A 23,659-nucleotide genomic window follows, 5' to 3' on the forward strand; every position below is an offset into this window, starting at 1 on the left:
CGTTTGATCCCGAAATCGCCCTTGCATAGGCAGGGGCGAGACGGTATCTACGCGGGCCCCCGCCGGGCGTGCCCGGCGAACGGCGCGATCGTCCTGCGCACGTAGCAATTCGTAGTGACGCGCCATGCGCGTCAACCGCGCGCAGCGCGGCACAAGCATCCGAAGCCTATTCCACGCCGGTCAGGTAAACCTGACCGACGTTTAGACCAGGCCGAAGCGATCCATCACCCCGCGCTTCCCCCAAGCGCCTTGAACAACGTCACATCGTTGATCAACTGACGCTGCTTCACCGACGCCAACGAAAGCTCCGCATCACGCCGGGTCTGCTGCGCCTCCAACCACGTACGCAGGTCGGTCGCGCCCACGCGATAACGCACTTCGTACATGCGCTCGATCTCCACCGCCTCGTCATACGACGCCTGAGACGCCGCTACCTGCGTGGCGAACTGGGTGCGCGCCGACAACGCGTTGTCCACCTCGGACAGCGCGGTGTACAGCGTGCTGCGGAAGCTGTTCGCGGCAATCTGGTAATCCGTGCCCGCCACCTTCGTATCCAGCTGCGCCTGGCGGATGTTGAGGAACGGCAGTGACAGGCCCGCGCCCAGCGTGGCCACCGGATTCCTCAGCACATCCGACAGCGAGGTCGCACTGCTGTTCACGCCGCCACTCAGGCTCAGCGCCGGGTAGTAGCTGGTCGCGGTGACCTTGATGTTCTTCAGGCTGTTGCGCAGGCGCAGTTCGGCCGCGCGCAGGTCCGGGCGGCGACCGAGCAGCTCAGCCGGCAGGCCTTCGGCCAGCGGCGGGCTGCCGACGCTTTCCAGCACCTGCGGCTCATCCGCCTGCGGCCATGGCTGGCCATCCAGCAACACGGTCAGCGCATTGCGTGCCACCACCCGCTGCTGCTCCAGTGCACTCTGCGCCGATCGCTGTGCTTCCAGGCTCTGGCTGGCCTGACGCACTTCCAGCCGCGACACCGCACCGGCATCGAAGCGCGCCTGGACCAGATCGCGGGTGCGTTCCAGCCGCTCCAGGTTGGCCTGGCCGGCCGTGATCGACTGGTTGAGGAAGGCCAACGTCCAGTACTGCGTGGCGACGTCGCTGACCACCAGCAGGGCGGTGTTCTGCAGATCTTCCTCGGTGGCCTGGGCCTCCCACTGGGCAATGTCGCGCTGGGTGCGCAGGCGGCCCCACAGGTCGATTTCCCACTGCAGCGACACACCGGCCGAGCTGCCGCGGTTCCAGTCCGCGCTCTGGTCAATGGCGCGGCTGCCGCTGCTGCTGACACTGCCCGAGGGCTGCGGCCACAGGTTGTTGTCGGCCAGACCGGCCTGCAGACGTGCACGCTGCACCGCCAGGCCGGCCGAGGCCAGGTCGGTGTTCGCCTGCAGGGCACGGGCGATCACCCGGTCCAGGCGCGGGTCCTGGAAGCCGGTCCACCAGGTGTCCTGGCGCACATCGGTGCGCGCGACCTCGGTGCTGTCGACGCTGGCCTCGGTAGGCGTGTTGATCTGCGCATCGCCACGGCCATAGGCGGCTGGCACCGTCGGCGCATCCACCTGGTAGTGACCGGTACTGGCGCAGGCCGACAGCAGCAACGCCAAGGAGCCAGCCAGCACGGTTTGTTTCGAAATACGGGACATGTTCATTCGCGGGCCAACGCCTCCACGGGATCAAGTTGGGCTGCATTGCGAGCCGGAAGGAAACCAAACGCCACGCCGATCAAGCTCGAGCAGGCAAACGCCGCCACGATCGACGCGGTTGAAAACAGCATCTGGAAGTCGGGCGCGAACTTGCCGAACAGCCACCCGACCAGCAGCGACAAACCCACGCCGAGCAGGCCACCGAGCAGGCACACCAGCACCGCCTCAATCAGGAACTGCTGGCGGATGTCGCTCTGCCGCGCGCCCACTGCCATGCGCACGCCGATCTCGCGGGTACGCTCGGTGACCGACACCAGCATGATGTTCATCACCCCGATCCCGCCCACCAGCAGCGCGATGGCGGCGATGGCGCTGATCAGCAGGGTCATCGTGCGGGTGGTCTGCTCGATGGTTTCGCGGATCTCGGCGCTGTTGCTGAGGAAGAAGTCCTCGGTGCCGTGGCGCATGATCAGCAGCTTGGAGATGGCCGCCTGCGCCGCGTCCATCGGCGTGGAATCGTCGACCCGCACGGTGATGCTGGACACGTGGCTCTGGCCGAGCATGCGCGACATCACCGTGGTGTAGGGCACCCACACGCTCAGGTTGGTGCTGCCGCCGAAGCCGAAGCTCTGCGGCTTGGCCACGCCGACCACGCGCACCGGCACATTGCCGAGCAGGATCACCTGGCCGATCGGATCTTCGCCATTCGGGAAGAACTGCGTGCGGGTGTTTTCATCGATGACCGCCACCTGGGCCAGACTTTTGATCGCGTCGGCTTCAAAGAAGCTGCCGGCACTCAAGGTCACGCTTTTGACCCGGAAGTACTGCTCGCCCACGCCGCTGACCTGGGCGGTGGCCGACTGGTTGCGGTAACGCGCCGTCACCGACGAGGACACGCTGGGCGTGGCGCTGTCGATGTAGCTCTGCTTTGCCAGCGCATCGGCATCGCTGGCCTTGAGCGTCTGCACGCGGCCCGAGCGCATGTCACCGAAGCCGCGACCAGGGTAGACGTCGATGGTGTTGGTGCCCAGCGCGCTGATGTTCTGCAGGATCTGCTGCTGCGAGCCATTGCCCAGCGCCACCACCGAGACCACCGAGGCGATACCGATGATGATCCCGAGCATGGTCAGGAAGGTGCGCAGGCGGTGTGCGTTCATCGCCAGCAGGGCCATGCGGAACGCTTCGGTGAAGCGGTCGCGCGCGGCCCGCCAGCTGTTGCCCTTGCCGGCGGCCACGGTGGCGTTGCGCTGCGCGCGGTAGTGCGGAGCCTTGTCATTGGCGCGGTCGGCGATGATCTCGCCGTCGCGGATCTCGATGATGCGCTGGGCGTGTTCGGCAACGCTCATGTCGTGGGTGACGATGATGATGGTGTGGCCTTCCGCGTGCAGCTCGCCGAGGATGCCCATCACTTCCTCGCCGGATTTCGTGTCCAGCGCACCGGTCGGTTCGTCGGCCAGGATCACCTCGCCGCCGTTCATCAGTGCACGCGCAATCGACACGCGCTGCTGCTGGCCGCCCGAGAGCTGGCCCGGCTTGTGCTGCATGCGGTCGCCGAGGCCCAGCCGCTGCAGCAGCTGTTCGGCACGCGCGCTGCGCACCGGCCCCGGGCTGCCGGCGTACACGGCCGGCACTTCCACGTTGCCGCGCGCGTCGAGATCGCCGAGCAGGTGGTAGCGCTGGAAGATGAAGCCGAAGTGCTCGCGGCGCAGCTCGGCCAGTTCGTCCGGCAGCATGCGCCCGGTCTCGCGCCCGGCGACCTGGTAGCTGCCGCGGGTGGGGCGGTCCAGGCAGCCGAGGATGTTCATCAGCGTCGACTTGCCCGAGCCCGACTGGCCGACAATGGCGACCATCTCGCCCGCGGCGATGTCCAGGTTGACGTCGCGCAGCACCGCGATGGTTTCATCGCCTGCCGGAAACTCGCGACGCAGGTCGCGCAGCCGCAGCAGCGGCGTAGCGGCGGATGGGCCTTTCATCGGCGCGGCCCCATGCCCGGGCCGCCCATGCGGATCTGCGGACCCCGATTGCTGCTGCCGCTGGCGGACGCCGTGCCGCCTTCGCCGACCACGACCTTGTCGCCTTCCTCCAGGCCCGACTGCACTTCGGCGTTGGCCCCGTTGTTGATGCCGATCTTGACCTTGCGCGGTTCCGGCATGCCGTCGGCGTTGACCACCCGCACCAGGTACTGGCCGTCGCGGCTCTTCGGACCCAGTGCCACCGAGGGCACCGTCAGCACGCCCTTGGCCTGCTTGAGCATCACCGACACCTGCGCGGTCATGTCGATGCGCAGGGTGCCGTCCGGGTTTTCCACGTCGAACAGCGCGTTGTAGTACACCGCCGAGCTGGAGCTGGAACTGGACGAGCTGGAGCTGCTCGAGCTTTCATTGGCAATCGACGACGGAGCCGGATTGATCTGGCGCAGGGTGCCGTGGTACTTGCGGTCGGGGTCACCCAGGGTGGTGAAGTACACAGGCATGCCGGCCTTGATCTTGACCACATCGGCTTCAGACACTTCGGCATTGACCGTCACCAGGTCCAGCCGTGCCAGCATCACGATGGTCGGTGCGGTCTGGTTGGCGTTGACGGTACGGCCTTCTTCGGCCACCACTGCGACCACGGTGCCGTCCATCGGCGCGGTGATGCGGGTGTAGGCCAGGTTGGCGCGCGCGGTGCCGAGTTCGGTCTCGCGCCCCTTGATCTGCGCGTCGTACGACTGGATCTGCGCGCGCGCGGTCTTCAGCTGGGCCTCGGCGGTGTCGTACTCGGCGCGCGAGGTGGCTTCGGCCTCCAGCATCTGCTTCTGCCGCGCGAATTCCAGCTCGGCCTCGCGCAGGCTGGCCTGCTGCACGGCGCGCTGCGCGCGGACCTGTTCCAGCGAGGCCTCGGCGTTCTGCACCTGGTTCTGCTGGGTGGTGGCGTCGATCTCGGCGATCAGGTCGCCTTCCTTGACCGTGTCGCCCAGCTGCACCTTCAGTGACTTGATCTGGCCCGAGGCCTGCGCACCCACGCTGACCAGCTTGTAGGCGTCAATCACGCCGGTGGCTTCGACCGTCTGTTCCAGGTCGCCCCGGGTGACCGGGCTGGTGGCCAGGGTGGGCGCGGCCGGCTTGCGCAGGGTCCATGCGACAATCCCGGCCACGACGAGGGCGGCAATGATCAGCAGCAGCACGCGGCCGCGGCGGGTAGTAGGCAGGCGGGGCTTCACGATGGGGGCTCAACTCGGCAGGCCGACATGCGGCGTTGTCAGCATTGTGAAGAGCGGGGTCTGCTGGCTCAACGCTCGCTGTGTAACTGCACGTAACCACTGCCGAAGAAAAACATGTCGCCGTGTATCAGCGGCAACGCTTGAAACACGCCGACGCAAACCCGAGGATGCGGTTCAGCTCCCGACAGGGGATCATGGACGCATGGAGACCATACCCACGATGCAACGCCTGTTGATCGTCGATGACGACAATGACATCCGCCAGCTGCTGGCCGAACAGCTCGGCCGTGCCGGCTACCAGGTCAGCACCGCCAGCGACGGCCACGGCATGCGCCAGGTGCTCGAACGCGAGCACGTGGACCTGATCGTGCTGGACCTCAACCTGCCGCGCGAAGACGGGCTCACCCTGTGTCGTGATCTGCGCGCGCGCTCCAGCACGCCGGTGATCATGCTCACCGCGCGCAGCGAGCCGATTGACCGCGTGCTGGGCCTGGAAATGGGCGCGGACGATTACCTGGGCAAGCCGTTCGAGCCGCGCGAGCTGCTGGCGCGGATCCGCAACGTGCTGCGCCGGACCGAGGCACTTCCGGCCAATCTGGAGCCGCTGGCCATTCGCCGCGCGCGCTTCTCGCAGTGGACCTTCGACCTGGAACACCGCCATCTGGTCGACCCGGACGGGCGCGTGGTGGTGCTGTCCGGGGCCGAGTTTCGTCTGCTGCGGGTGTTCGTCGGCCACGCCAACAAGGTGCTGTCGCGCGAGCAGCTGGTGTCGCTCAGCAGCGGCCGCAACTACGAGTCGCAGGACCGCGCCATCGACCTGCAGGTCAGCCGCCTGCGCAACAAGCTGGGCGGTGACGGCGGCAGCGACGGGCTGATCAAAACGGTGCGCAATGAAGGCTACGTGCTGGCAACGGCGGTCACCCTCGAATGAAACGTCTGCGCGGCTTCTTCGCCTCGATGGTGGGGCGTCTGTTCGTGATCCTGCTGCTGGGCATGAGCGTGGCCGCCATTGGCGCGACCATGCTGGCCGGTGCCAAGCGCCAACAGGAGTTCGAGCGGCAGAACCTCAATCGCCTGGCCGACCGGCTGCAGGGCTTCGTCAACCTGCTTGACGGTGATCCGGAGCTGCGCGGCCGGCTGTTGCAGGTCGGTGGCCCGGCGGTGCGCAGTTTGCCCGAAGATGCGCGCCTGGGGCGCGAGGACACCGCCTTCATGGCGGTGCTGGAAGACCGCCCGGGTGCAGTGGCGCATGCCACGGTGCACTTCACCTCGTTCCGTTCCTGCCTGCCCAAGGCGCAGGAACTGCTGCCGCCGCCCCCGCCGCCACAGGCCGGGCGCAAGCCGCCGCATGAGCGCGATCCGGCCTTCATTCCGCCCAAGTGCCGCGCGGTGCAGTTGCCGCTGAGCGACGGCACCCAGCTGTCGCTGGCGCTGGAGTCGCCGGCGGTGGCCCATAACGGCATCCTGGCGGTGGACCCGCTGTTCCTGACCCTGCTGGTGCTGGCGATCGGCGTACTGGCGTACGTGGTCGCACGCATGGCCAGTGCACCGCTGCAACGGCTGGCCGCGGCGGCCACCGCACTGGGCGACGACCTGCAGCGCGAACCGATGCCGGTGACCGGCCCGCTGGAGGTGCAGCGCGCTGCGGAAGCCTTCAACGCCATGCAGACCCGCCTGCAGCGCACGCTGGGCGAACGCACCCAGATGCTGGCGGCGATCACCCACGACCTGCAGACCCCGGTGACCCGCCTGCGCCTGCGCCTGGAGAACGTGACCGACGACGCCCTGCGCGAGCGCCTGATCGGCGATCTGGCCGCCATGCAGGCGCTGATTCGCGAGGGCCTGGAGCTGGCCCGCAGCGCGGAGAGCGCCGAGCAGCGCGCCGCGCTGGATCTGGACTCGCTGCTGGAGAGCATCGTCGAGGACGCCGCCGAGGCCGGTGCCGAGGCGAGCTTCGAGCAGGGCAGCGGCGCGGTGCTGATGCTGCGCCCGCTGGCCATGCACCGGCTGTTCTCGAACCTGGTCGATAACGCGGTCAGCTATGGCCACGCGGCGCAGGTGCGGGTCGAGGAGGGCGCGGACGGCGTCACAGTGCGCGTCCGCGACCAGGGCCCGGGCCTGGCCGAGGACGAGCTGGAGGCGGTGTTCGACCCGTTCGTGCGGCTGGAGACCTCGCGTTCGCGCGAAACCGGCGGAGCCGGGCTGGGCCTGACCATTGCCCGCGCGCTGGCCGAGAAGGATGGCGCGCGGCTGGTGCTGCGCAACCACCCGCAGGGCGGGCTGGAGGCCGTGGTGCACTGGCCGGCACCGGCCTGGGCCTCGGCCCAGCGTCCGGGCTGAGATTCACGAAGCAAAGGGCCGCGGTTTTGCCTACTATTGGCAACCCCACGCCAGCATCTGCTGCATGAGTGCGCCCTTTGCCCACGGCTGCCCGCACCGCGTGACGTCTCGCTTCCGTCTTTCGCCCGGTTCGTGCGGATGACGGAAAGGGGGCGCGACACCCGGTGGCGGCCGGTACAACCCGACAGCCTCTGGCAGCGCCTGCTCACGGCGCTGCTGTTGGCGTGCCTGTGGTGTGGGCTGCCCGGGGCCGTGCTGGCCCAGGACGGGCCGCCGCCGCTGCGCGACTACGCCATCGACGTCTGGACCTCGCGCAACGGCCTGCCGCACAACTCGCTGCGGGATATCGCGCAGACCCCGGAAGGCCACCTCTGGTTCGCCACCTGGGAAGGCCTGGTGCGCTACAACGGCCTGGATTTCACCGTGTTCGACCGCAGCACCCGCCCGGGCCTGCGCGACAACGGGGTCGGCGCGCTGTACGTGGACCGCAACGGCGGGCTGTGGATCAGCGATTCGCGCGGCAACGTCACCCGGCGCAGCGCGGATGGCCGCTGGCAGGTATTCGAGCGCCGGCCGCCGGCACCGCAGGTGCTGATCCAGGCCATGCAGATGGACAGCCACGGCAAGCTCTGGCTGCTGTACGAGGGCAACGGCATCGGCACCCTGGCCCCGGATGGCCAGTTCCACTACGAGGCTCCGCCGCCTGGCGTGCCGATGGCGCTGAGCTTCACCAAGCTGGTGGTCGACGCACAGGACCGGGTCTGGGTGGGCACCCTGGACGGGCTGGTGGTGCGTGGCACTGACGGCGTGCTGCGGCGTGCACCGGAAAGCTTCGGCCTGGGCCGCGGCCTGGTCTGGCCCTACCGGGCACCCGATGGGGTGCTGTGGATCGTGGCCGGCGACCGCATCTACCGTATGGTGGACGGGGTGCCGGAACTGCAGCACCAGCTCAGCGGCATCCAGCACATCACCGCCATGCTGCAGGACCGCCACGGTGATCTGTGGCTGGGCACCGAGAATCAGGGCCTGGTACGGCTGTCCCGGCACGGGCTGGAGCGCCTGCCGGCCGGCCTGAACCTGCCCGGCGGGCGGGTGGTGAGCCTGCGCGAGGACGCGGAAGGCAGCATCTGGGTCGGGGCCAACGGCGGCCTGTACCGCCTGCGCGAAACGTTGTTCAGCAGCTTCACCGAACGCGACGGACTCAGCGGCGACTACGTGCGTACCGTGCTCGAAGACCGCCAGCGGCAGCTCTGGGTGGGCAGCGCCAGCGGCCTGGACCGCCGCGACAGCCAGGGCGTGTTCCATCCGGTCGGGCTGCGCAACAGCGGGGGCAAGCCGCCGTCGGTGCTGAGCCTGGCGCAGGGCCGCAACGACGACCTGTGGGCGGGGACGTTCGGCGACGGCATCTTCCAGCTGGATGCGCAGGGCCACACGCGGCGGCAGTTTGGCGAAGGCCAGGGCGTGCCGGGCGGCAACATCCGGGCGATCGCCGTGGACCGCAACGGCGTGGTCTGGGCCGGCACCCAGAAGGGCGTGGCGCGGATCGAGGGCGAACGGGTCAGCGTGCCGGCGGTAGCGGGCATGCCGACCGGCCTGATCACCGCGCTGGCGCATGACGGCGAAGGCGACCTCTGGATCGGCACCATCGAAGGCGTGCGCGTGCTGCGCGGCGACCACGTGCAGTCCATCGACCTGAGCGCGCTGGGCGGTGGCCGCAGCGTGTTCGGTTTCCAGCAGGTCGGCGATGCGATGTGGATCAGCACCGACCGCGGTCTATATCGCTACCAGGACGACCGTCTGTCGCGGGTCGGGCTGGAGCAGGGCATGCCGGTGGATACGGTGTTCCAGCTGGTGCCCGACCGGGTTGGCAATGTGTGGATCAGCAGCAACCGGGGCGTGCTGCGCACCGACATGGCCATGCTCAATGCCGTGGCCGACGGCACCCAGCGCCGGCTCGAGGTCGAGCACTACAACGAAATCGACGGCATGGCCAACTCACAGGCCAACGGCAGTTCCGGCCCGTCGGCGATCCTGCGTCAGGACGGCACCTTCTGGGTGGTCACCGCCGGCGGCCTGAGCACGGTTGATCCGCTGCGCCTGCAACGCTTCCGCGAGCGGCTCGCTCCGCCAGCGGTGATTGAATCGGTACTGGTGGATGGCGTGCCGCTGCACTGGCAGGGCAGCAACCACAACGCGCTGCCGGGTGGCGGCCGGCTGAGCATCAGCTACGTGGGCCTGAGCTACCTGATGTCCGAGCGCATCCGTTACCGCACCCGGCTGGACGGCCTGGACAGCGGCTGGATCGAGCGCGGCCAGCAGCGCAGCGTCGAGTTCATCGGGCTGCCGCCGGGTGAGTACACCCTGCATGTGTCGGCCGCGCATCCGGGCGGCACCTGGAGTGGCAGCGAAGCCACCTGGTCGTTCACGGTCAAGCCGTTCCTGTGGCAGCGCCGCAGCGTGCAGATCATCGGTGGCCTGTTGCTGCTGGCGGGGCTGATCGCGCTGTACCGCTATCTGATCGACCGCTACAAGGCCAGCAACCTGCGCCTGGCGCGCAAGGTCGACGAGGCCACCCGCGACCTGCAGGCGCAGACCGCGAACCTGCAGGCGCTGAACCAGGAAAAGACCCAGCTGGCCGACCGCCTCAAGCTGCAGTCCGAGCAGTTCGAACGGCAGGCGCGCGAAGACGCGTTGACCGGCCTGCCCAACCGCCGCGCCTTCGACGAAACCCTGGCGCGCGACTTCGCCCGTTCGCAGCGCAGTGGCCATCCGCTGTGTCTGGTAGTGCTGGACATCGATCACTTCAAGGACGTGAACGACACCCACAGCCACAGCGTCGGCGACGTGGTGCTGGTGGAAGTGGCGCGCCTGATCGCCTCCGCCTGCCGCGATTCGGACATGCCCGCGCGCACCGGTGGCGAAGAGTTCACCCTGCTGCTCAACGACACCCGCCTCGGTGAAGCCGCGCACGTGTGCGCGCGATTGCGCGGGTTGTTCCACGATCATCCGGACTGGGCGGGCATTCCAGGGCTGAAGGTGACCTTCAGTGCGGGCCTTGTCGAGCTGGATGCCGCGGATCGCACGCCGATGCTGCTGTATCAGCGTGCCGACCGGGCGCTGTATCGGGCCAAGAGCGAAGGCAGAGATCGCACGGCGATCGGTTGATCCGACGTTGCGTTGACACGCATGGCGTGGCCGCGAACGCAGGATCATGGCGTTGACACGCATGGCGTGTCACTACGACCCTTGGTCGGGCGACCTGTAGTGACGCGCCATGCGCGTCAACGCAATCTCACACCGCAGGACGCGGCCACCCGTTGGCGATCTTGCAGAACAGCTTCGCCGTCTGCTCGGTGTCATACACCGCGCTGTGCGCCTCATTGGCATCCCAGCCCAGCCCGGCCGCCGTGGCGGCACGGGCCAGCACGGTCTGCCCGTAGGCCACGCCCGCCAACGTCACCGTGTCGAACACGCTGAACGGATGGAACGGATTACGCTTGTGCCCGACCCGGTTCACCGCCGCGTTGACGAAGCCCAGGTCGAAATGCGCGTTGTGCCCGACCAGGATCGCGCGCTGGCAGCCGTACTTCTTCATCGCCGCGCGGACCGGATTGAACACGTGGTCCAGCGCATCGTGTTCGCTCTTCGCCAGCCGGAACGGGTGGTCGAGGATGATGCCCGTCACTTCCAGCGACTTCGGATCGATCTCCAGTCCTTCCGCCGGCACCACGTGCGCACTGGCGGTCTGGCCCGGGTACAGCAGGCCCTCGTCGTCCATTTCGATGGGCACGGCGGCGATTTCCAGCAGCGCGTGCCGGTGGCAGTCGAAACCGCCGGTTTCCACGTCCACCACTACCGGCAGAAAACCACGGAAGCGGGTGGCCATCTGGCGCTGGGCGACAGACGGCGAGGCAGCAGCATCCACGGGCGTGGCTGCAGACGGGGGCAGGGGAATGGTCATGGCGGAAGTCTAGCAGAGGCACCCTGACGGCCCCTTTCATGGCAGCGTTCATGCCGATGCCTGCTGGGTGTTGCAGGCCACCAGCAACAGGACCCCTGCCGCCAGCAGCAGGCCCAGCGCGGCAGCCGGCAGCAGCCAGGACAGCGGCAGGGCCACGGCGGCAGCCAGCAGGCCCCAGCTGCGCGGCGTGCTGGCCACGCGCGCCAGCGGATGGCGCTGCCACCACGCATCCAGACTCAACGCCCCGGGGCCGTTGAGCAGCAACGGCAGCAGCATCACCACGTACAGCAGCGGCAGCTTGAAGTTGCCAAAGCCCTGGTCGGTGATGGCATAGCCCTGAGCCAGCTCGGCCAGCGAGTCCCACTGCGTGGGCCAGTGCACGGCGGCCGTGGCCACCACGGTCAGCCCGATCAGTGCTGCGGCCGTGGTCCGGGTCGCCAGTCCCAGCAGCAGCATCAGCGCCCCGACCAGCTCCATCCACGTGGCCAGCTGCCAGTTGAGCGCGGACGGCAACCAGCGCAGCGGCAGCGGAAAGCCGGCCTGGATGTCGTCGAACCAGTTGCTGCCCTGCCACTTCTCGCGGCCGGATTCGAAGAATTCCCAGGCCAGCAGCAGGCGCAGGCCCAGTGGAGCGAGCCAGCGGCCCAGGGCGTGGAGATGGGCGTGCAGCGCACGCGTGGTCTGGAACAGTGAGGGCATCAGCGCAATCTCAGGTAGGAGTGTTCCTACAAGAGGACCGGCGCAGTACGAAGGATGCGCCGGCCTGCGCGGTTGTTCAGCCGGGCGTCGGCAATACCGGTCCAATCACGTCAGCGGCCAGCAGCTGGGCCAGCAGCGCCCGCCCCTCCGCTTCAATCTGTGCCGGCGAAAGGCCGTGCTGCGCCGCCAGTGCCTGCAGGTGCTCGCCGCCGGAGTCTGGGGTGCCGCTGCCGATCTGTTCCAGCAACTGCCAGGCCAATGCGCTGAGTGTCGCGAACACCACCTCGCCGCCGGCCACGCGCCGGGCCAGCAGGAAGGTCGCCTGCGCGGGCGGCTGCACGGGCTGGTGATCGCGGCCCAGCTGCTGCACCGGCCAGTGGTAGCCCAGCGGCCAGGCCAGGCCGGATACCTGCAGGACGGATGTCCACGGATCGGTGCCGGGCGGTGCCGCCGGCAGCGGGTCGGCTGTGCTGCCCTGCAGGGCCTGTTCGACCCACTCGTAGTGCGCCAGCTCGGCCAGGAACGGACGCGGCAGGTCGTCGCAGGTCTGCAGCCAGCCGACAAACTCGGCGGCCAGTTCGGTGAACAGTGGTGAGCTGCAGCGGTAGTCGGCGAAGTAGCGTCGGCACAGCGCGTCCCATTCGGTGGCGTCCAACACCTGCAGCAGCACCGGAAAACTGCCCGCCAGCAGCGCCTGCAGATTGTTGAACAGCAGATCGCGGTAAACCTGCAGGCGGGTGTCATCGAGGCCGGCCGGAGCCGGCTGCCGCCCGGGGTCGCGCAGATGCGCGGTCAGTGCATGCTGTTGCGCGCGCAGGGTATCGCTCATGCCGCCTCCCGGTGCGGTGCCTGCTGGAGGATGCGCCGCACCTGGGCCAGTTCCTCGCGCAACTCGGCATACGGCGGGAAGTTGAAGTCGCGCTCCAGCAGGGTCGGGCGCGGACTGAAACGGGCACAGGCCTGGCGCAGCAGCGCCCACACCGGGTCGATCACCGGGCCGCCGTGGGTGTCGATCTTCAGCTGCGGGCTTTCGTCGTAATGGCCGGCCACATGCATGCAGACCACCCGTTCCGCGGGCAGGCCGTCGATGAAGGCGGCGGCGTCATAGCCATGATTGGTGGCGTTGACGTACACATTGTTGACGTCCAGCAGCAGGTCGCAGTCGGCCTCTGCAAGCACCGCGAGAGTGAAGTCCAGTTCGCTCATCGCCGCATGCGGGGTGAGGTAGGTCGACACGTTCTCCACCGCGATGCGCCGGCCCAGACGGTCCTGCACCTGGACGATGCGCGCGGCGGTGTGGCGCACCGCTTCGTCGGTGAACGGCAGCGGCAGCAGGTCATACAGATGACCGTCGTCGCTGCAGTAGCTGAGGTGTTCGCTGTACAGCACGGCATTGTGCTGGCGCAGGAAGGCCCCGACCTGGTCGATGAAGGCCAGGTCCAGCGGCGCGCTGCCGCCGAGCGACAGCGACAGGCCGTGGCAGGTCAGGGGATAGCGGGCGCTGAGCGCCTGCAGGCGTTCGGCCCACAGCCCGCCGAGGCCGATCCAGTTTTCCGGCGCGCACTCCAGGAAATCGAGGTCGCCCGGCGCGGCGCGTTCGAGGTCGTCCAGCAGCGCCCGGCGCAGTCCCAGTCCCACCGCCGCCGCTGGCAGCGGCGGTGGGGCGTGGTGACGCGGGGGCGTGGCGTCAGTGCGAGGCACCGCACTTGCCTTCGCCGCACTTGCCCTCGCTGCCCTTCTTCTGGGCGGCGGGCTTGGGCGCGGCCTTGGCCTTGTCGGCTCCGCACTTGCCTTCACCGCACTTGCCCTCGGCCGGCTTCTTGTCGGCGGGCTTGGCGTGGCTGGAGCCGCACTTGCCTTCACCACACTTGCCTTCGGCGGCCTTGGCCTCGGCCTTGGGGGCGGCCTGCGCGGCCAGGGCGTAGCCCTGGGCCAGGTCGGTCATCGAGAAGGCCGAGGCCGTGCCCGCCAGGCCAAGGCCGCCGGCCAGGGCAGCACAGGTCAGCAGGGAAACGCGGGTGTGGATCTTGCTCATGGGAACTACTCCTTGAAAGGTCCGGAAAAGCCGGGGTGGTGCGGAGGGGAGCATGCCGCAATCGCGGCACGCGGGGAACATCAGGCCAGGTATTCGCGCGCCATGACGCGGGCACGATGCAGCCGGGCTTTGATGGTGTCGGGGGTGGTCAGCAGCTGGTCCGCCATTTCGGCAATGGACAGCCCTTCCAGGTCGCGCAGCAGGATGACTTCGCGGTAATGCGCGGGCAGAGACTCCAGCGCGGCGGCGCAGTCGCGCCGCAGTTCCTCGGTATCGCGCGGAGCGGGCGGCAGGATTTCCTCGCGCAGTTCTTCATGCTGCCAGTGGCAGCGGGCGCGCTTGAGCCGGTTGCATTCGCGCTTGACGATGCGGAAGGCCCACGAGGTGAAGCATTCGAGCACGCGCAGGCCGGTCAGTCGTCGCGACACGGTGATCAGGCTTTCCTGCACCGCATCTTCGACGTCGTTGATGACGCAGTGATATTCGGCGTACCGGCGCAGATGCTGGCGTGACTGGCCCAGCACCCGTTCGAGCGCATCCCGGTCACCGCGATGGGCGGCAGCGAGTTCGAGCGGGCAGAGATGTTGCATCGCGGCGGAGTTCCTGTGTGTCAGTGGCACAGGATAAGAGGCGCAGGGCAGGGAATCGGATGCGCGGCGCATACTGGTCCTGACAGCAACGGTTCAGGCAAAAAGCACAGGCGGCGAAGCGAGTCGATTCCGTCAAAAAACGAACATCCCGCGCCGGCACAGGCCGACGCGGGATGCGGGGTCGGACGTTACTGGCGCGGACCTCAGCGGCCGTTGAGCACCACATTCGCAATCAGACCGGTGGCGACGGCGATCAGCACGTAACGCCCATCGACCTGACGCCATTCCTGGCCGCGTGCCGGAGCGCGCAGGCCGTGGCGATGGTAATCACGCACGTAGCTGCCGCGGTGGTCGCGGGGCAGGTAGCCACCGCGCTTCGGCGGGGCTTTGTAGGCGTGGCCATGCGAAGGACCCCGGCGGTCGTCGCGGTGATCATGACGCTGGTCGTGACGGTCGTAGCGATTGCGGTCGTCATGATGGCCGGGGGCGGCAAAGGCCGAGCCGGTGGCAGCCAGCAGACTCAGGGCGAGCGAGGCAGCGATCAATCGTTTCATGGCAATCCCTCTGTGTGCGACGCGTCGGTTGGAACGCAGGTCCAGAGTGGAATTTTTTTGCTGAATAGGCAATTAAAAAGGCCGATACCGGGGTATCGGCCTGTAACAGCGTGTAACGCGCTTCCGGCGATCGGTCAGATCTGTCCGGCGCTGCTGGTCTCGTCGCGCTTCTCGCGCGGCGGCAGTGCCTGCTCGCCATGCACCAGGAACCACACGTTCTCGGCGATGTTGGTGGCGTGGTCACCCACGCGCTCCAGGTTCTTGGCCATGAACAGAAGATGCGTGCACGGCGTGATGTTGCGCGGGTCTTCCATCATGTAGGTGAGCAGCTCGCGGAACAGCGCGGTGTACTGCGCGTCCAGGCGGGCATCGTCATCGCGGAGTGCCAGCGCGGCCACGGCGTCGTTGTCGCGGTAGGCTTCGATGGCACGGCGCACCTGCTGCGCGGCCAGCCGGCCCAGCGCCCGCAGGCCCTGGATCTGCGGCAGCGGCGGAGCCTTGCTGAGCGCGATCGAGCGCTTTGCCACGTTCGCAGCGTAGTCACCGATGCGTTCGATGTCGGCCGGAATGCGCAGGCCGGCCAGGATCTCGCGCAGGTCGCGCGCCATCGGGCCACGCAGCGCCAGGCGCATCACGTCGTGGCTGATCTGCTGTTCCAGTGCATCGATGGCTTCATCGTTGGCGATGATGCGCTGGGCGGCATGGTCATCACGCTTCTCGATGACGTCCATCGATGCTTCCAGCTGGGCGACGGCCATCTCGCCCATGCGCACGATCTCGGCCACCAGCCGCTGCTGTTCTTCGTCGTAGCTCTTGACGATGTGGTCGTTGGGAATGCTCATGTCGGTTTCCGTAGAGCCGGGCTTGCCCGGCTGATGGGGAGGTAGAGCCGGGCCATGCCCGGCTGGAATGTTGAACCGCGCGACGACGCTTAACCAAACCGCCCGGTGATGTAATCCTCGGTCTGCTGCTTGTTCGGCTGCGAGAAGATCACTTCAGTACGGTCGTGCTCGATCAGATCGCCCAGGTACATGAAGGCGGTGTAGTCGGACACACGCGCCGCCTGCTGCATGTTGTGGGTCACGATGACGATGGTGTAATCGTGCTTGAGCTCTTCCACCAGCTGCTCGATGCGGCTGGTCGAGATCGGATCCAGCGCCGAGGTCGGTTCGTCCAGTAACAGCACATCCGGGCGCAGGGCCACCGCACGGGCGATGCACAGACGCTGCTGCTGGCCGCCGGACAGACCCAGCGCGCTCTGGTTGAGCTTGTCCTTCACCTCGTCCCACAGCGCACCCTGGCGCAGGGCCTGCTCGACGCGGTCGTTCATGTCCGCCTTGGACAGCTTTTCGTGGTGACGGATGCCGTAGGCAACGTTCTCGAAGATGGTCATCGGGAACGGCACCGGCTTCTGGAACACCATGCCGACCTTGCTGCGCAGGCGGTTCATCGGGTACTTCGGCGACAGGATGTTCTCGCCATCCAGCAGCACTTCACCCTTGGCTTCCAGCTTCGGGTACAGCGCGTAGATGCGGTTGAAGATGCGCAGCAGGGTCGACTTGCCGCAGCCGGAGGGACCGATCAGCGCGGTGACGCGCTTTTCCGGAATCTCCAGGTTGATGTTCTTCAGCGCGTGGAACTTGTCGTAGTAGAAGTCCAGACCGCGCGCGGCAAGCTTGGTCGGGGCCGCATGCAGTTCTGCCTGCGAGGTCGGCACCGCGATGCGCATCGGGTTGGCGTTGGAGAGATCGTTCATGGCGATGTCCGCGGAAAAGTCAGTCATGGGAGATACGGTTGCGCAGCAGGATGCCGCGGGCGGTCAGGCTGACCAGCAGCACGAACAGGGTCAGCACCAGGGCACCGGCCCAGGCCAGGGTCTGCCAGGATTCATAGGGGCTGCCGGCGAACTGGTTCATCACCACCGGCACGCTGGCCATCGGCTGGAACACGTTGCTGTTCCAGTACTGGTTGCCGAAGGCGGTGAACAGCAGCGGGGCGGTTTCGCCGGAAATGCGGGCCAGCGCCAGCAGGATGCCAGTGACGATGCCGGCCGAAGCACTGCGGTACAGCACCTGCACAATCACTTTCCACTGCGGGATACCCAGCGACAGGGCGGCTTCGCGCATCTGCGAGGGCACCAGGCGCAGCATTTCATCGGTCGTGCGCACCACCACCGGCAGCACGATGAAGGCCAGGGCCAGCGCGCCGGCGAACGCGGAGAAGTTGCCGCCGGTCTGCATCACGTACAGGGTGTATACGAACAGGCCAAGCACGATCGACGGGGCCGACAGCAGGATGTCATTGACGAAGCGGACCACGGTGCCGGCCTTGCGGGCGTTGCCGTACTCGGCCAGCCAGGTGCCGGCCAGCACACCCAGCGGGGTGCCGATGGCAATGGCCAGCGCACACATCACCGCGCTGCCGAAGAAGGCATTGGCCAGGCCGCCTTCCTGCATCGGCGGCGGGGTCATCTGGGTGAACAGGTTCCAGTTGATGCCGGCCAGGCCCTTGGCCGCCAGCGTCCACAGGATCCAGCCCAGGAAGAACAGACCGAACAGCGCGGTGGCCACCGACAGGGCGATGGCCACGACGTTGCCGATGCGACGGCGCAGGTACAGCGAATCAGCGGCGGTGGACATCAGTTGCCCTCCTTGCGGGCCAGGCGCATCAGCATCAGGCGGGCAATCGCCAGCACCACGAAGGTCACGATGAACAGCACGAAGCCGAGCAGCAGCAGCGCCGAGCGGTAGGTCTCGGTGGCTTCACCGAAGTCGTTGGCGATCAGTGCGGCAATGGTGGTGCCCGGTTCCAGCAGCGACGGCGACAGGCGCACGCTGTTGCCGATCACGAAGGCCACCGCCATGGTTTCACCGAGGGCGCGGCCGAGGCCGAGGAAGACACCGCCGATCACCGCCGAGCGGGTGTAGGGCAGCACGATGTCCCAGCTGACTTCCCACTTGGTGGAACCCAGTGCATAGGCGGATTCCTTCAGGCGGGTCGGCACGGTCAGGAACACTTCGCGCATCACCGAGGAGATGAACGGAATGACCATGATCGCCAGCACGAAGCCGGCGGTGAGGATGCCGATGCCCAGCGGAGGCCCCTGGAACAGCGGGCCGATCAGCGGCCATTCGCCCAGGGTTTCGTTGAGGGTAGGGGTGACATATTCGGTCATCACCGGCACCAGCACGAACAGGCCCCACATGCCGTAGATGATCGACGGAATGCCGGCCAGCAGTTCAATGGCGGTACCGACCGGGCCGCGCATCCAGCGCGGAGCCACTTCGGTAAGGAAGAAGGCAATGCCGAAACTCACCGGTACGGCGATCAGCATCGCGATCAGCGCGGTGACCAGGGTGCCGTAGATCGGCGCAAGCGCGCCGAACTTGTTTTCCACCGGATTCCATTCGGAGGAATAGAAGAAGCTCAGGCCCTGCTCCTGCAGGGCATGACGGCCGCCCCACAGCATCGACAGTGCCGCGCAGGCCAGCGCAATCAGAACGAAGACAACGGTGGCGACCAGCACCCCTTTGAAGATCTTGTCATTGCGGGCATCACGCAGGTCGCGTGTGGACGGTGCAGGTACAGGCTGGGCGATGGCATTCATGGGAAAGGCGAGGGCCCGGGGTTGTGGAGCGATGCAGGGAATGACGCTGTGTAGAGCCGGGCTTGCCCGGCTGTTCGTAGAGCCGGGCTTGCCCGGCTGCACGCGGTGTTGCGGTGGTCCGCAATGCCGGGCAAGCCCGGCACTACGCAAAGGGGCCCAAGGGCCGCGTTCTTATTTGAACTCGGTCGACCAGTAGCCTTCGATCTGGGTCACCAGTTCCGCCGGCAGCGGCACGTAGTGCAGTTCGTTGGCCTGGGCCTGGCCGTTCTCGAAGGCCCACTTGAAGAACGCCAGGGTGTCCTTGCTGCGCTTGGCATCCTTGGGCTGCTTGTGCATCAGCATGAAGTTGGTGGCGGTGATCGGCCATGCCTGGTCGCCCGGCGCATTGGTGATGACCAGGTTGAAGTCCTTGGCGCTGGCCCAGTCGGCGCTGGCGGCCGCGGCAGCGAAGGTTTCAGCGGTCGGCTGCACCCAGTTGCCGGCAGCGTTCTGCATCGAGGCGTACGGCATGCCGTTCTGCAGGGCGTAGGCCAGTTCGACGTAGCCGATCGAACCCTTGATCTGCTTCACGTACGAGGCCACGCCTTCGTTGCCCTTGCCACCCACGCCGTCCGGCCACTGCACCGAGGTGCCTTCGCCGACCTTGCTCTTCCAGTCCGGGCTGACCTTGGACAGGTAGTTGGAGAAGTTGAAGGTGGTGCCCGAACCGTCGGAGCGGTGGACCAGGGTGATCTTGCCGTCGGGCAGCTTTACGCCCGGGTTGGCGGCGACGATGGCCGGGTCGTTCCAGGTCTTGACCTTGCCCAGGAAGATGTCGGCCAGCAGCGCGCCGCTCAGGCGCAGCTTGCCGGCTTCCAGGCCTTCAATGTTGACCACCGGCACCACGCCGCCGATGGCGGACGGGAACTGGCCGAGGCCGGCCTGGGCCAGCTCTTCGCTGGACAGCGGCTTGTCGGAGGAACCGAAGTCGACGGTGCCGGCCTTGATCTGGGCGATGCCGCCACCCGAACCGATCGACTGGTAGTTGACCTTGGCACCGGTGGCGGCGTTGTAGTCAGCCGACCACTTGGACACCAGCGGGAAGATGAAGGAAGCGCCGGCACCGGAGATCTCGGCGCTGATCTTGTCGCCAGCCGCCGGGGCAGCAGCGGGGGCGTCGGCCGCCGGGGCGGTGGCCTGGCCTTCAGCAGCCGGCTTGCAGGCGGACAGGCCCAGGGCGATGGCCAGGGAAAGGGCGGCGAAGCCGGCCGATTGCAGTTTCATGCGTCACTCCATAGCGGGAAAAGGGCCGGGCTGGCCGGCTGACGCTGCTATGAAATGATGTTTTTGTTACAGCCGTATGACGCACCTGCCGGTTGTGGGGTAATGCCTGTTGAAACAATGGCTTACGCGGATAAATGGCTGAAAGCGAGAGGCGGCCGGGCGGGTGCCTGAAACAAAAAAGCGCGGATCAGATGATCCGCGCCCGGGGGTGCCGGCAGGGGGAGAGAGGACCTGCCGGCACCGTTGCCTTGTTCCGGTAGGTCACGACCGTTGGTCGTGACCGGGTCCATCAGTACTTCAGGTTCTGCGACCAGTAGGTGTCGATCTGCTTGACCAGCGAGTCCGGCAGCGGCACGTAGTCCAGCTGCTTGGCCTGGGCGTCGCCGTTCTTGTAAATCCAGCGGAAGAACTCCTGGCTGGCCTTGGCACCGGCGGCGTTCTTCGGCTGCTTCTGCATCAGGATGAAGTTGGTGGCGGTGATCGGCCACGCTTCAGCACCCGGGGCGTTGGTCATGACCAGGTAGAAGTCCTTGGCGTTGGCCCAGTCGGCGCTGGCAGCAGCGGCCGAGAAGGAGGCGTCGCTCGGCTGCACGATCTTGCCGGCGGCGTTCTTCATGGCGGTGTAGGCCAGCTTGTTCTGCAGGGCATAGGACAGTTCGACGTAGCCGATGCCGCCCTTGATCTGCTTCACGTAAGCGGCGACGCCTTCGTTGCCCTTGCCGCCGATGCCGACCGGCCACTGCACCGAGGTGCCTTCACCGACCTTGCTCTTCCACTCCGGGCTGACCTTGGACAGGTAGTTGACGAAGTTGAAGGTGGTGCCCGAACCGTCGGAACGGTGCACGACGGTGATCTTCTGGTTCGGCAGGGTGACGCCCGGGTTCAGCGCGGCAATCGCCGGGTCGTTCCAGGTCTTGACCTTGCCCTGGAAGATGTTCGCCAGGGTGGGGCCGTCCAGCTTCAGCGCGCCCGGGGCGACGCCGGCCACGTTGACCACCGGTACCACGCCGCCGATCACCGACGGGAACTGGGCCAGGCCGGCAGCGGCCAGTTCTTCCGGCTTCAGCGGAGCGTCGGACGAGCCGAAGTCGACGGTCTTGGCCTTGATCTGGGCGATACCGCCGCCGGAACCGATCGACTGGTAGTTGACCTTCTTGCCGGTGGCGGCGTTGTAGTCGGCCGACCACTTGGACATGACCGGATAGATGAACGATGCGCCTGCGCCGGTGACATCGGCGGCATTGGCGGCAAACACGGACGACGCGGCGATGACGGCAACGGCAAGGCGCGACTTGAAGGCGTGGATCACGGGGTGGCTCCTGGGATGGATGACGGTGCGGGGTGTCCCGCCCGGCGCTCATTCCATAACGATTCAATGACAGCGCAGCGACTGTCATATGACGCAGGTGTGACATCGGTGATGTGCGGCCGTTTGACGTCGGGCGGCAGGGTGGGATGGGGTAGCGTCGGTCGCAAGACGACGGCCGTGAACGCGCCAACGCCCGGTAACGCATGACCCCAAATCGAAAACGCGAAAAGGGCGCAGCCCAAGCTGCGCCCTTTTTATTACAACCAGCTACCCGGACTTACCAGAAGAACTGCAGACGCGCTTCCAGGATGTTCGGGTCATCATTGACGAAGGTACGGCTGGTCGAGCTGTACTTCTTGCTGTCCACCATCACGTAGTTCAGCATGAACTTGGTGTTGGAGCGCCAGTAGTAGTTCACGCCCACGGTCCAGATGTCCATCTTGCCACCCAGCACGCCGTCGACGATCGGCGGGCGACCGGCGACCGGGTTGGTGGTCAGGTTGCCATCGTCCAGGTTCATCGAGTCGTAACGCGCGCCCAGTTGCCACATGCCGCGGCCCGGCTCGTCCGGCAGGCCGGTGCTCGGCACGCCGCTCTTGTAGCCCCAGGTTTCGCCGGTGATGTTCCACACGCCGCTGACATAGAAGCCGTCGCTGGTGTAGTTGTCGCGCGTCATGCGCTTGGCCTTGCTGGTGTAGTACTCGGCCTGGGCCTTGAACGGACCGCCGATGTACATCGCTTCTGCACCCAGGGTGCTGACCTTGTCGGTGTCGGTCATGTTGCCGCTGTCGACCAGGCGCGCGGTGGCGAGGTCGGCATTCGGACGGGCACGCACGCGCAGGGTGTCGGCGTCGGTGTCGTAGTCGACATAGCTCAGGCCGAAGTGGAGGACCTGGCCCTTCTCATTGATCGGAGCCCAGGTACCACGTGCGCCGTAGCCGCTGCCGTGGGCCAGGTTGCGGGTCAGCTCGCGGCCGAAGGCGGCGGCGGTGATCGACCAGTTGTTGTCACCGTAGCTGTAGGCACCACCCAGACGACGGGCGACCGCGTAGGTGTTGGTGACCGCAGCCTTGGAGATGAAGTCGTTGTTCTTGGTGCTGGACAGTTCTTCCAGGCTGTTGGGCTGCTTGAACTGGCCGGCCTGGATGAAGTGGTTGGAGTTGCCGCCCAGCTTGTACTTGACGTTGGTGTCGAGGAACTTGTCGGCCTTGGCGTCGTAACCGACGACCCATTCCAGGTTGCCCGGGCCCTTGCCCTTGAGCACCAGCTCGGCGCGGCGCAGTTCGAACTCGCTGTCCTTGCCGTTCGCTGCGTCGCCGCCGTTGAGGTCGGTCACATCGTTGTCGAACCAGTTACCGTCGGCCTGGACCAGGCCTTCAAAGGTGATCTCCGAACCACCGATCACGTCGATGGCCACTTCGGCGTGGGCGGCCGGCACGTACAGCGCGGCGACCACGGCCGCAGTGAGGAGTTGGCGATGCAGTTTCATGGAGAGGAGCCTTGCAGGCAGGTGGGAAGATGCTGCGCAGGCTAGATCGTGAAGATTGCGTAAATGTGACAGTTCCAGACAATACGGCACCGGCACGGAGCCACACGCCGTCAAGGGCTGCCATTGATGCCAGAGCCAGATGACTGCGCGATTGCGCGCAGATGGCAGTCACGCCGCCCGGTTCAGGCGGCGGTTTTCTGCTTGAAGCGGCACAGGTCGCGGATCACGCACTGCGGGCAGTCCGGCTTGCGCGCCTTGCACACATAGCGGCCGTGCAGGATCAGCCAGTGATGGGCGTCGAGCAGGAACTCGGCCGGAATCACCTTCACCAGCAGGTCTTCAACCGCGCGCACGTCCTTGCCCGGGGCCAGGCCGGTGCGGTTGGCAACCCGGAAGATGTGGGTGTCCACGGCCATCACCGGTTCGCCGAAGGCAGTGTTGAGCACCACGTTGGCGGTCTTGCGGCCCACGCCCGGCAGTGCCTCCAGCGCGGCGCGGTCGCGCGGCACTTCGCCCCCATGCTGTTCGATCAGCAGGCGGCAGGTGGCGATCACGTTCTTCGCCTTGGCGTTGAACAGGCCGATGGTGGCGATGTATTTCTTCAGGCCCTCTTCGCCCAGTGCAAGGATCGCCTGCGGCGTGTTGGCCACGGGAAACAGTTTGCGGGTGGCCTTGTTCACGCCGACGTCGGTGGCCTGCGCGGACAGCGCCACGGCGACCAGCAGTTCAAACGGCGTGGTGTATTCCAGCTCGGTTTTCGGATGCGGATTGAGTTCACGAAGGCGGGTGAACATTTCCACCACGTCGGCTTTGGGCATGCGCGCGCTGCGCGGCGCAGCCTTGGTTGCAGGGGGCATCAGGTCGGTTTTCCGGCGGCCTTGGCCTTGGCCCGCGCCAGAATGGCGGCGGCAGCGGCGGGCAGGGCGGGTTTGAGGTCGGGGGTGGGGGCAGGGGGCGCGCGCCGGGCGTC

At 67.0% G+C, this 23,659-nt stretch carries 21 protein-coding genes; 3 read left to right on the plus strand and 18 right to left on the minus strand.

All coding sequences use genetic code 11. The features are described 5' to 3' along the window. Positions 1-224: 224 nt before the first annotated feature. From RT551_RS17970 to RT551_RS17980, 3 genes are read right to left on the minus strand one after another with little or no spacing between them, the layout of a single operon-like run. Entirely contained in the window at positions 225-1,640 is a 1,416-nt protein-coding gene (locus RT551_RS17970) for a TolC family protein (RefSeq protein WP_313461054.1), read from the minus strand. A 2-nt stretch (positions 1,641-1,642) separates the two neighbouring features. Beyond that, positions 1,643-3,613, minus strand: coding sequence for a MacB family efflux pump subunit (locus tag RT551_RS17975; RefSeq protein WP_313461056.1), 1,971 nt, complete (start codon positions 3,611-3,613; stop codon positions 1,643-1,645). Further along, entirely contained in the window at positions 3,610-4,842 is a 1,233-nt protein-coding gene (locus RT551_RS17980; RefSeq protein ID WP_313461058.1) for an efflux RND transporter periplasmic adaptor subunit, read from the minus strand. The genes RT551_RS17975 and RT551_RS17980 overlap by 4 nt, the downstream gene beginning before the upstream one ends. 202 nt (positions 4,843-5,044) lie before the next feature. Here RT551_RS17980 and RT551_RS17985 point away from each other — a divergent pair, with 202 nt between their 5' ends. The 3 genes from RT551_RS17985 (at position 5,045) to RT551_RS17995 (ending at position 10,347) form a co-directional block, all read left to right on the plus strand. Next, complete coding sequence (locus RT551_RS17985; RefSeq protein ID WP_313461060.1) at positions 5,045-5,773, plus strand: response regulator transcription factor; 729 nt, start codon at positions 5,045-5,047, stop codon at positions 5,771-5,773. Continuing rightward, positions 5,770-7,182 (plus strand): ATP-binding protein, encoded by a 1,413-nt coding sequence (locus tag RT551_RS17990; RefSeq protein ID WP_313461062.1) that lies wholly within the window; start codon positions 5,770-5,772, stop codon positions 7,180-7,182. Before RT551_RS17985 ends, RT551_RS17990 begins: the two co-directional genes overlap by 4 nt. Before the next feature lie 138 nt (positions 7,183-7,320). After that, entirely contained in the window at positions 7,321-10,347 is a 3,027-nt protein-coding gene (locus RT551_RS17995) for a two-component regulator propeller domain-containing protein (RefSeq protein ID WP_313461064.1), read from the plus strand. Between the two features lie 127 nt (positions 10,348-10,474). On the opposite strand, the gene rnt is transcribed toward RT551_RS17995, so the two are convergent. The 15 genes from rnt to nth form a co-directional block, all read right to left on the minus strand. Then, positions 10,475-11,068: a ribonuclease T gene (gene rnt / locus RT551_RS18000; protein WP_311193791.1), complete on the minus strand. Its 594-nt coding sequence runs from the start codon at positions 11,066-11,068 to the stop codon at positions 10,475-10,477. A 123-nt stretch (positions 11,069-11,191) separates the two neighbouring features. Next, positions 11,192-11,842 (minus strand): DoxX family protein, encoded by a 651-nt coding sequence (locus RT551_RS18005; RefSeq protein ID WP_313461065.1) that lies wholly within the window; start codon positions 11,840-11,842, stop codon positions 11,192-11,194. Positions 11,843-11,918: 76 nt separating this feature from the next. Further along, positions 11,919-12,671 (minus strand): putative DNA-binding domain-containing protein, encoded by a 753-nt coding sequence (locus tag RT551_RS18010; protein ID WP_313461067.1) that lies wholly within the window; start codon positions 12,669-12,671, stop codon positions 11,919-11,921. Then, on the minus strand, positions 12,668-13,474 hold the full coding sequence (locus RT551_RS18015) for a DUF692 domain-containing protein (RefSeq protein WP_313461085.1): 807 nt from the start codon (positions 13,472-13,474) through the stop codon (positions 12,668-12,670). The genes RT551_RS18010 and RT551_RS18015 overlap by 4 nt, the downstream gene beginning before the upstream one ends. A gap of 55 nt (positions 13,475-13,529) precedes the next feature. Further along, positions 13,530-13,877 (minus strand): hypothetical protein, encoded by a 348-nt coding sequence (locus RT551_RS18020; protein ID WP_313461069.1) that lies wholly within the window; start codon positions 13,875-13,877, stop codon positions 13,530-13,532. A gap of 80 nt (positions 13,878-13,957) precedes the next feature. Beyond that, entirely contained in the window at positions 13,958-14,539 is a 582-nt protein-coding gene (locus tag RT551_RS18025) for a sigma-70 family RNA polymerase sigma factor (RefSeq protein WP_313461071.1), read from the minus strand. Positions 14,540-14,670: 131 nt separating this feature from the next. Next, entirely contained in the window at positions 14,671-15,021 is a 351-nt protein-coding gene (locus RT551_RS18030; RefSeq protein WP_313461072.1) for an RcnB family protein, read from the minus strand. A gap of 134 nt (positions 15,022-15,155) precedes the next feature. Beyond that, entirely contained in the window at positions 15,156-15,863 is a 708-nt protein-coding gene (phoU, locus tag RT551_RS18035) for a phosphate signaling complex protein PhoU (protein WP_311190730.1), read from the minus strand. Positions 15,864-15,952: 89 nt separating this feature from the next. After that, positions 15,953-16,777, minus strand: a complete 825-nt coding sequence (gene pstB / locus RT551_RS18040) for a phosphate ABC transporter ATP-binding protein PstB (protein WP_313461087.1) — start codon at positions 16,775-16,777, stop codon at positions 15,953-15,955. Positions 16,778-16,796: 19 nt separating this feature from the next. Continuing rightward, positions 16,797-17,660: a phosphate ABC transporter permease PstA gene (pstA, locus tag RT551_RS18045; protein ID WP_313461075.1), complete on the minus strand. Its 864-nt coding sequence runs from the start codon at positions 17,658-17,660 to the stop codon at positions 16,797-16,799. Beyond that, the gene (gene pstC / locus RT551_RS18050) at positions 17,660-18,628 is read right to left on the minus strand and encodes a phosphate ABC transporter permease subunit PstC (protein WP_313461077.1); all 969 of its coding nucleotides are present in this window, start codon (positions 18,626-18,628) and stop codon (positions 17,660-17,662) included. Before pstC ends, pstA begins: the two co-directional genes overlap by 1 nt. 171 nt (positions 18,629-18,799) lie before the next feature. Continuing rightward, entirely contained in the window at positions 18,800-19,891 is a 1,092-nt protein-coding gene (pstS, locus tag RT551_RS18055) for a phosphate ABC transporter substrate-binding protein PstS (RefSeq protein WP_311190733.1), read from the minus strand. Positions 19,892-20,180: 289 nt separating this feature from the next. Then, positions 20,181-21,200 (minus strand): phosphate ABC transporter substrate-binding protein PstS, encoded by a 1,020-nt coding sequence (pstS, locus tag RT551_RS18060; RefSeq protein ID WP_313461079.1) that lies wholly within the window; start codon positions 21,198-21,200, stop codon positions 20,181-20,183. Between the two features lie 277 nt (positions 21,201-21,477). Further along, positions 21,478-22,689: an OprO/OprP family phosphate-selective porin gene (locus RT551_RS18065; protein WP_313461081.1), complete on the minus strand. Its 1,212-nt coding sequence runs from the start codon at positions 22,687-22,689 to the stop codon at positions 21,478-21,480. A gap of 182 nt (positions 22,690-22,871) precedes the next feature. Further along, positions 22,872-23,546, minus strand: coding sequence for an endonuclease III (nth, locus tag RT551_RS18070; protein ID WP_313461083.1), 675 nt, complete (start codon positions 23,544-23,546; stop codon positions 22,872-22,874). Between the last annotated feature and the right edge of the window lie 113 nt (positions 23,547-23,659).

The sequence above is a fragment of the Stenotrophomonas sp. genome (assembly GCF_032103445.1).
In the GTDB taxonomy this organism is placed as follows: Bacteria; Pseudomonadota; Gammaproteobacteria; order Xanthomonadales; family Xanthomonadaceae; genus Stenotrophomonas.

What these genes read in the sequence shown, in the direction of transcription:
- RT551_RS17970 (WP_313461054.1), bottom strand. Translation starts at nt 1,640, where the DNA reads ATGTCCCGTATTTCGAAACAAACCGTGCTGGCTGGCTCCTTGGCGTTG.
- RT551_RS17975 (WP_313461056.1), bottom strand. Translation starts at nt 3,613, where the DNA reads ATGAAAGGCCCATCCGCCGCTACGCCGCTGCTGCGGCTGCGCGACCTG.
- RT551_RS17985 (WP_313461060.1), top strand. Translation starts at nt 5,045, where the DNA reads ATGGAGACCATACCCACGATGCAACGCCTGTTGATCGTCGATGACGAC.
- RT551_RS17990 (WP_313461062.1), top strand. Translation starts at nt 5,770, where the DNA reads ATGAAACGTCTGCGCGGCTTCTTCGCCTCGATGGTGGGGCGTCTGTTC.
- RT551_RS17995 (WP_313461064.1), top strand. Translation starts at nt 7,321, where the DNA reads ATGACGGAAAGGGGGCGCGACACCCGGTGGCGGCCGGTACAACCCGAC.
- rnt (WP_311193791.1), bottom strand. Translation starts at nt 11,068, where the DNA reads ATGGCCACCCGCTTCCGTGGTTTTCTGCCGGTAGTGGTGGACGTGGAA.
- RT551_RS18005 (WP_313461065.1), bottom strand. Translation starts at nt 11,842, where the DNA reads ATGCCCTCACTGTTCCAGACCACGCGTGCGCTGCACGCCCATCTCCAC.
- RT551_RS18010 (WP_313461067.1), bottom strand. Translation starts at nt 12,671, where the DNA reads ATGAGCGATACCCTGCGCGCGCAACAGCATGCACTGACCGCGCATCTG.
- RT551_RS18020 (WP_313461069.1), bottom strand. Translation starts at nt 13,877, where the DNA reads ATGAGCAAGATCCACACCCGCGTTTCCCTGCTGACCTGTGCTGCCCTG.
- RT551_RS18025 (WP_313461071.1), bottom strand. Translation starts at nt 14,539, where the DNA reads ATGCGCCGCGCATCCGATTCCCTGCCCTGCGCCTCTTATCCTGTGCCA.
- RT551_RS18030 (WP_313461072.1), bottom strand. Translation starts at nt 15,021, where the DNA reads ATGAAACGATTGATCGCTGCCTCGCTCGCCCTGAGTCTGCTGGCTGCC.
- phoU (WP_311190730.1), bottom strand. Translation starts at nt 15,863, where the DNA reads ATGAGCATTCCCAACGACCACATCGTCAAGAGCTACGACGAAGAACAG.
- pstB (WP_313461087.1), bottom strand. Translation starts at nt 16,777, where the DNA reads ATGAACGATCTCTCCAACGCCAACCCGATGCGCATCGCGGTGCCGACC.
- pstA (WP_313461075.1), bottom strand. Translation starts at nt 17,660, where the DNA reads ATGTCCACCGCCGCTGATTCGCTGTACCTGCGCCGTCGCATCGGCAAC.
- pstC (WP_313461077.1), bottom strand. Translation starts at nt 18,628, where the DNA reads ATGAATGCCATCGCCCAGCCTGTACCTGCACCGTCCACACGCGACCTG.
- pstS (WP_311190733.1), bottom strand. Translation starts at nt 19,891, where the DNA reads ATGAAACTGCAATCGGCCGGCTTCGCCGCCCTTTCCCTGGCCATCGCC.
- RT551_RS18065 (WP_313461081.1), bottom strand. Translation starts at nt 22,689, where the DNA reads ATGAAACTGCATCGCCAACTCCTCACTGCGGCCGTGGTCGCCGCGCTG.
- nth (WP_313461083.1), bottom strand. Translation starts at nt 23,546, where the DNA reads ATGCCCCCTGCAACCAAGGCTGCGCCGCGCAGCGCGCGCATGCCCAAA.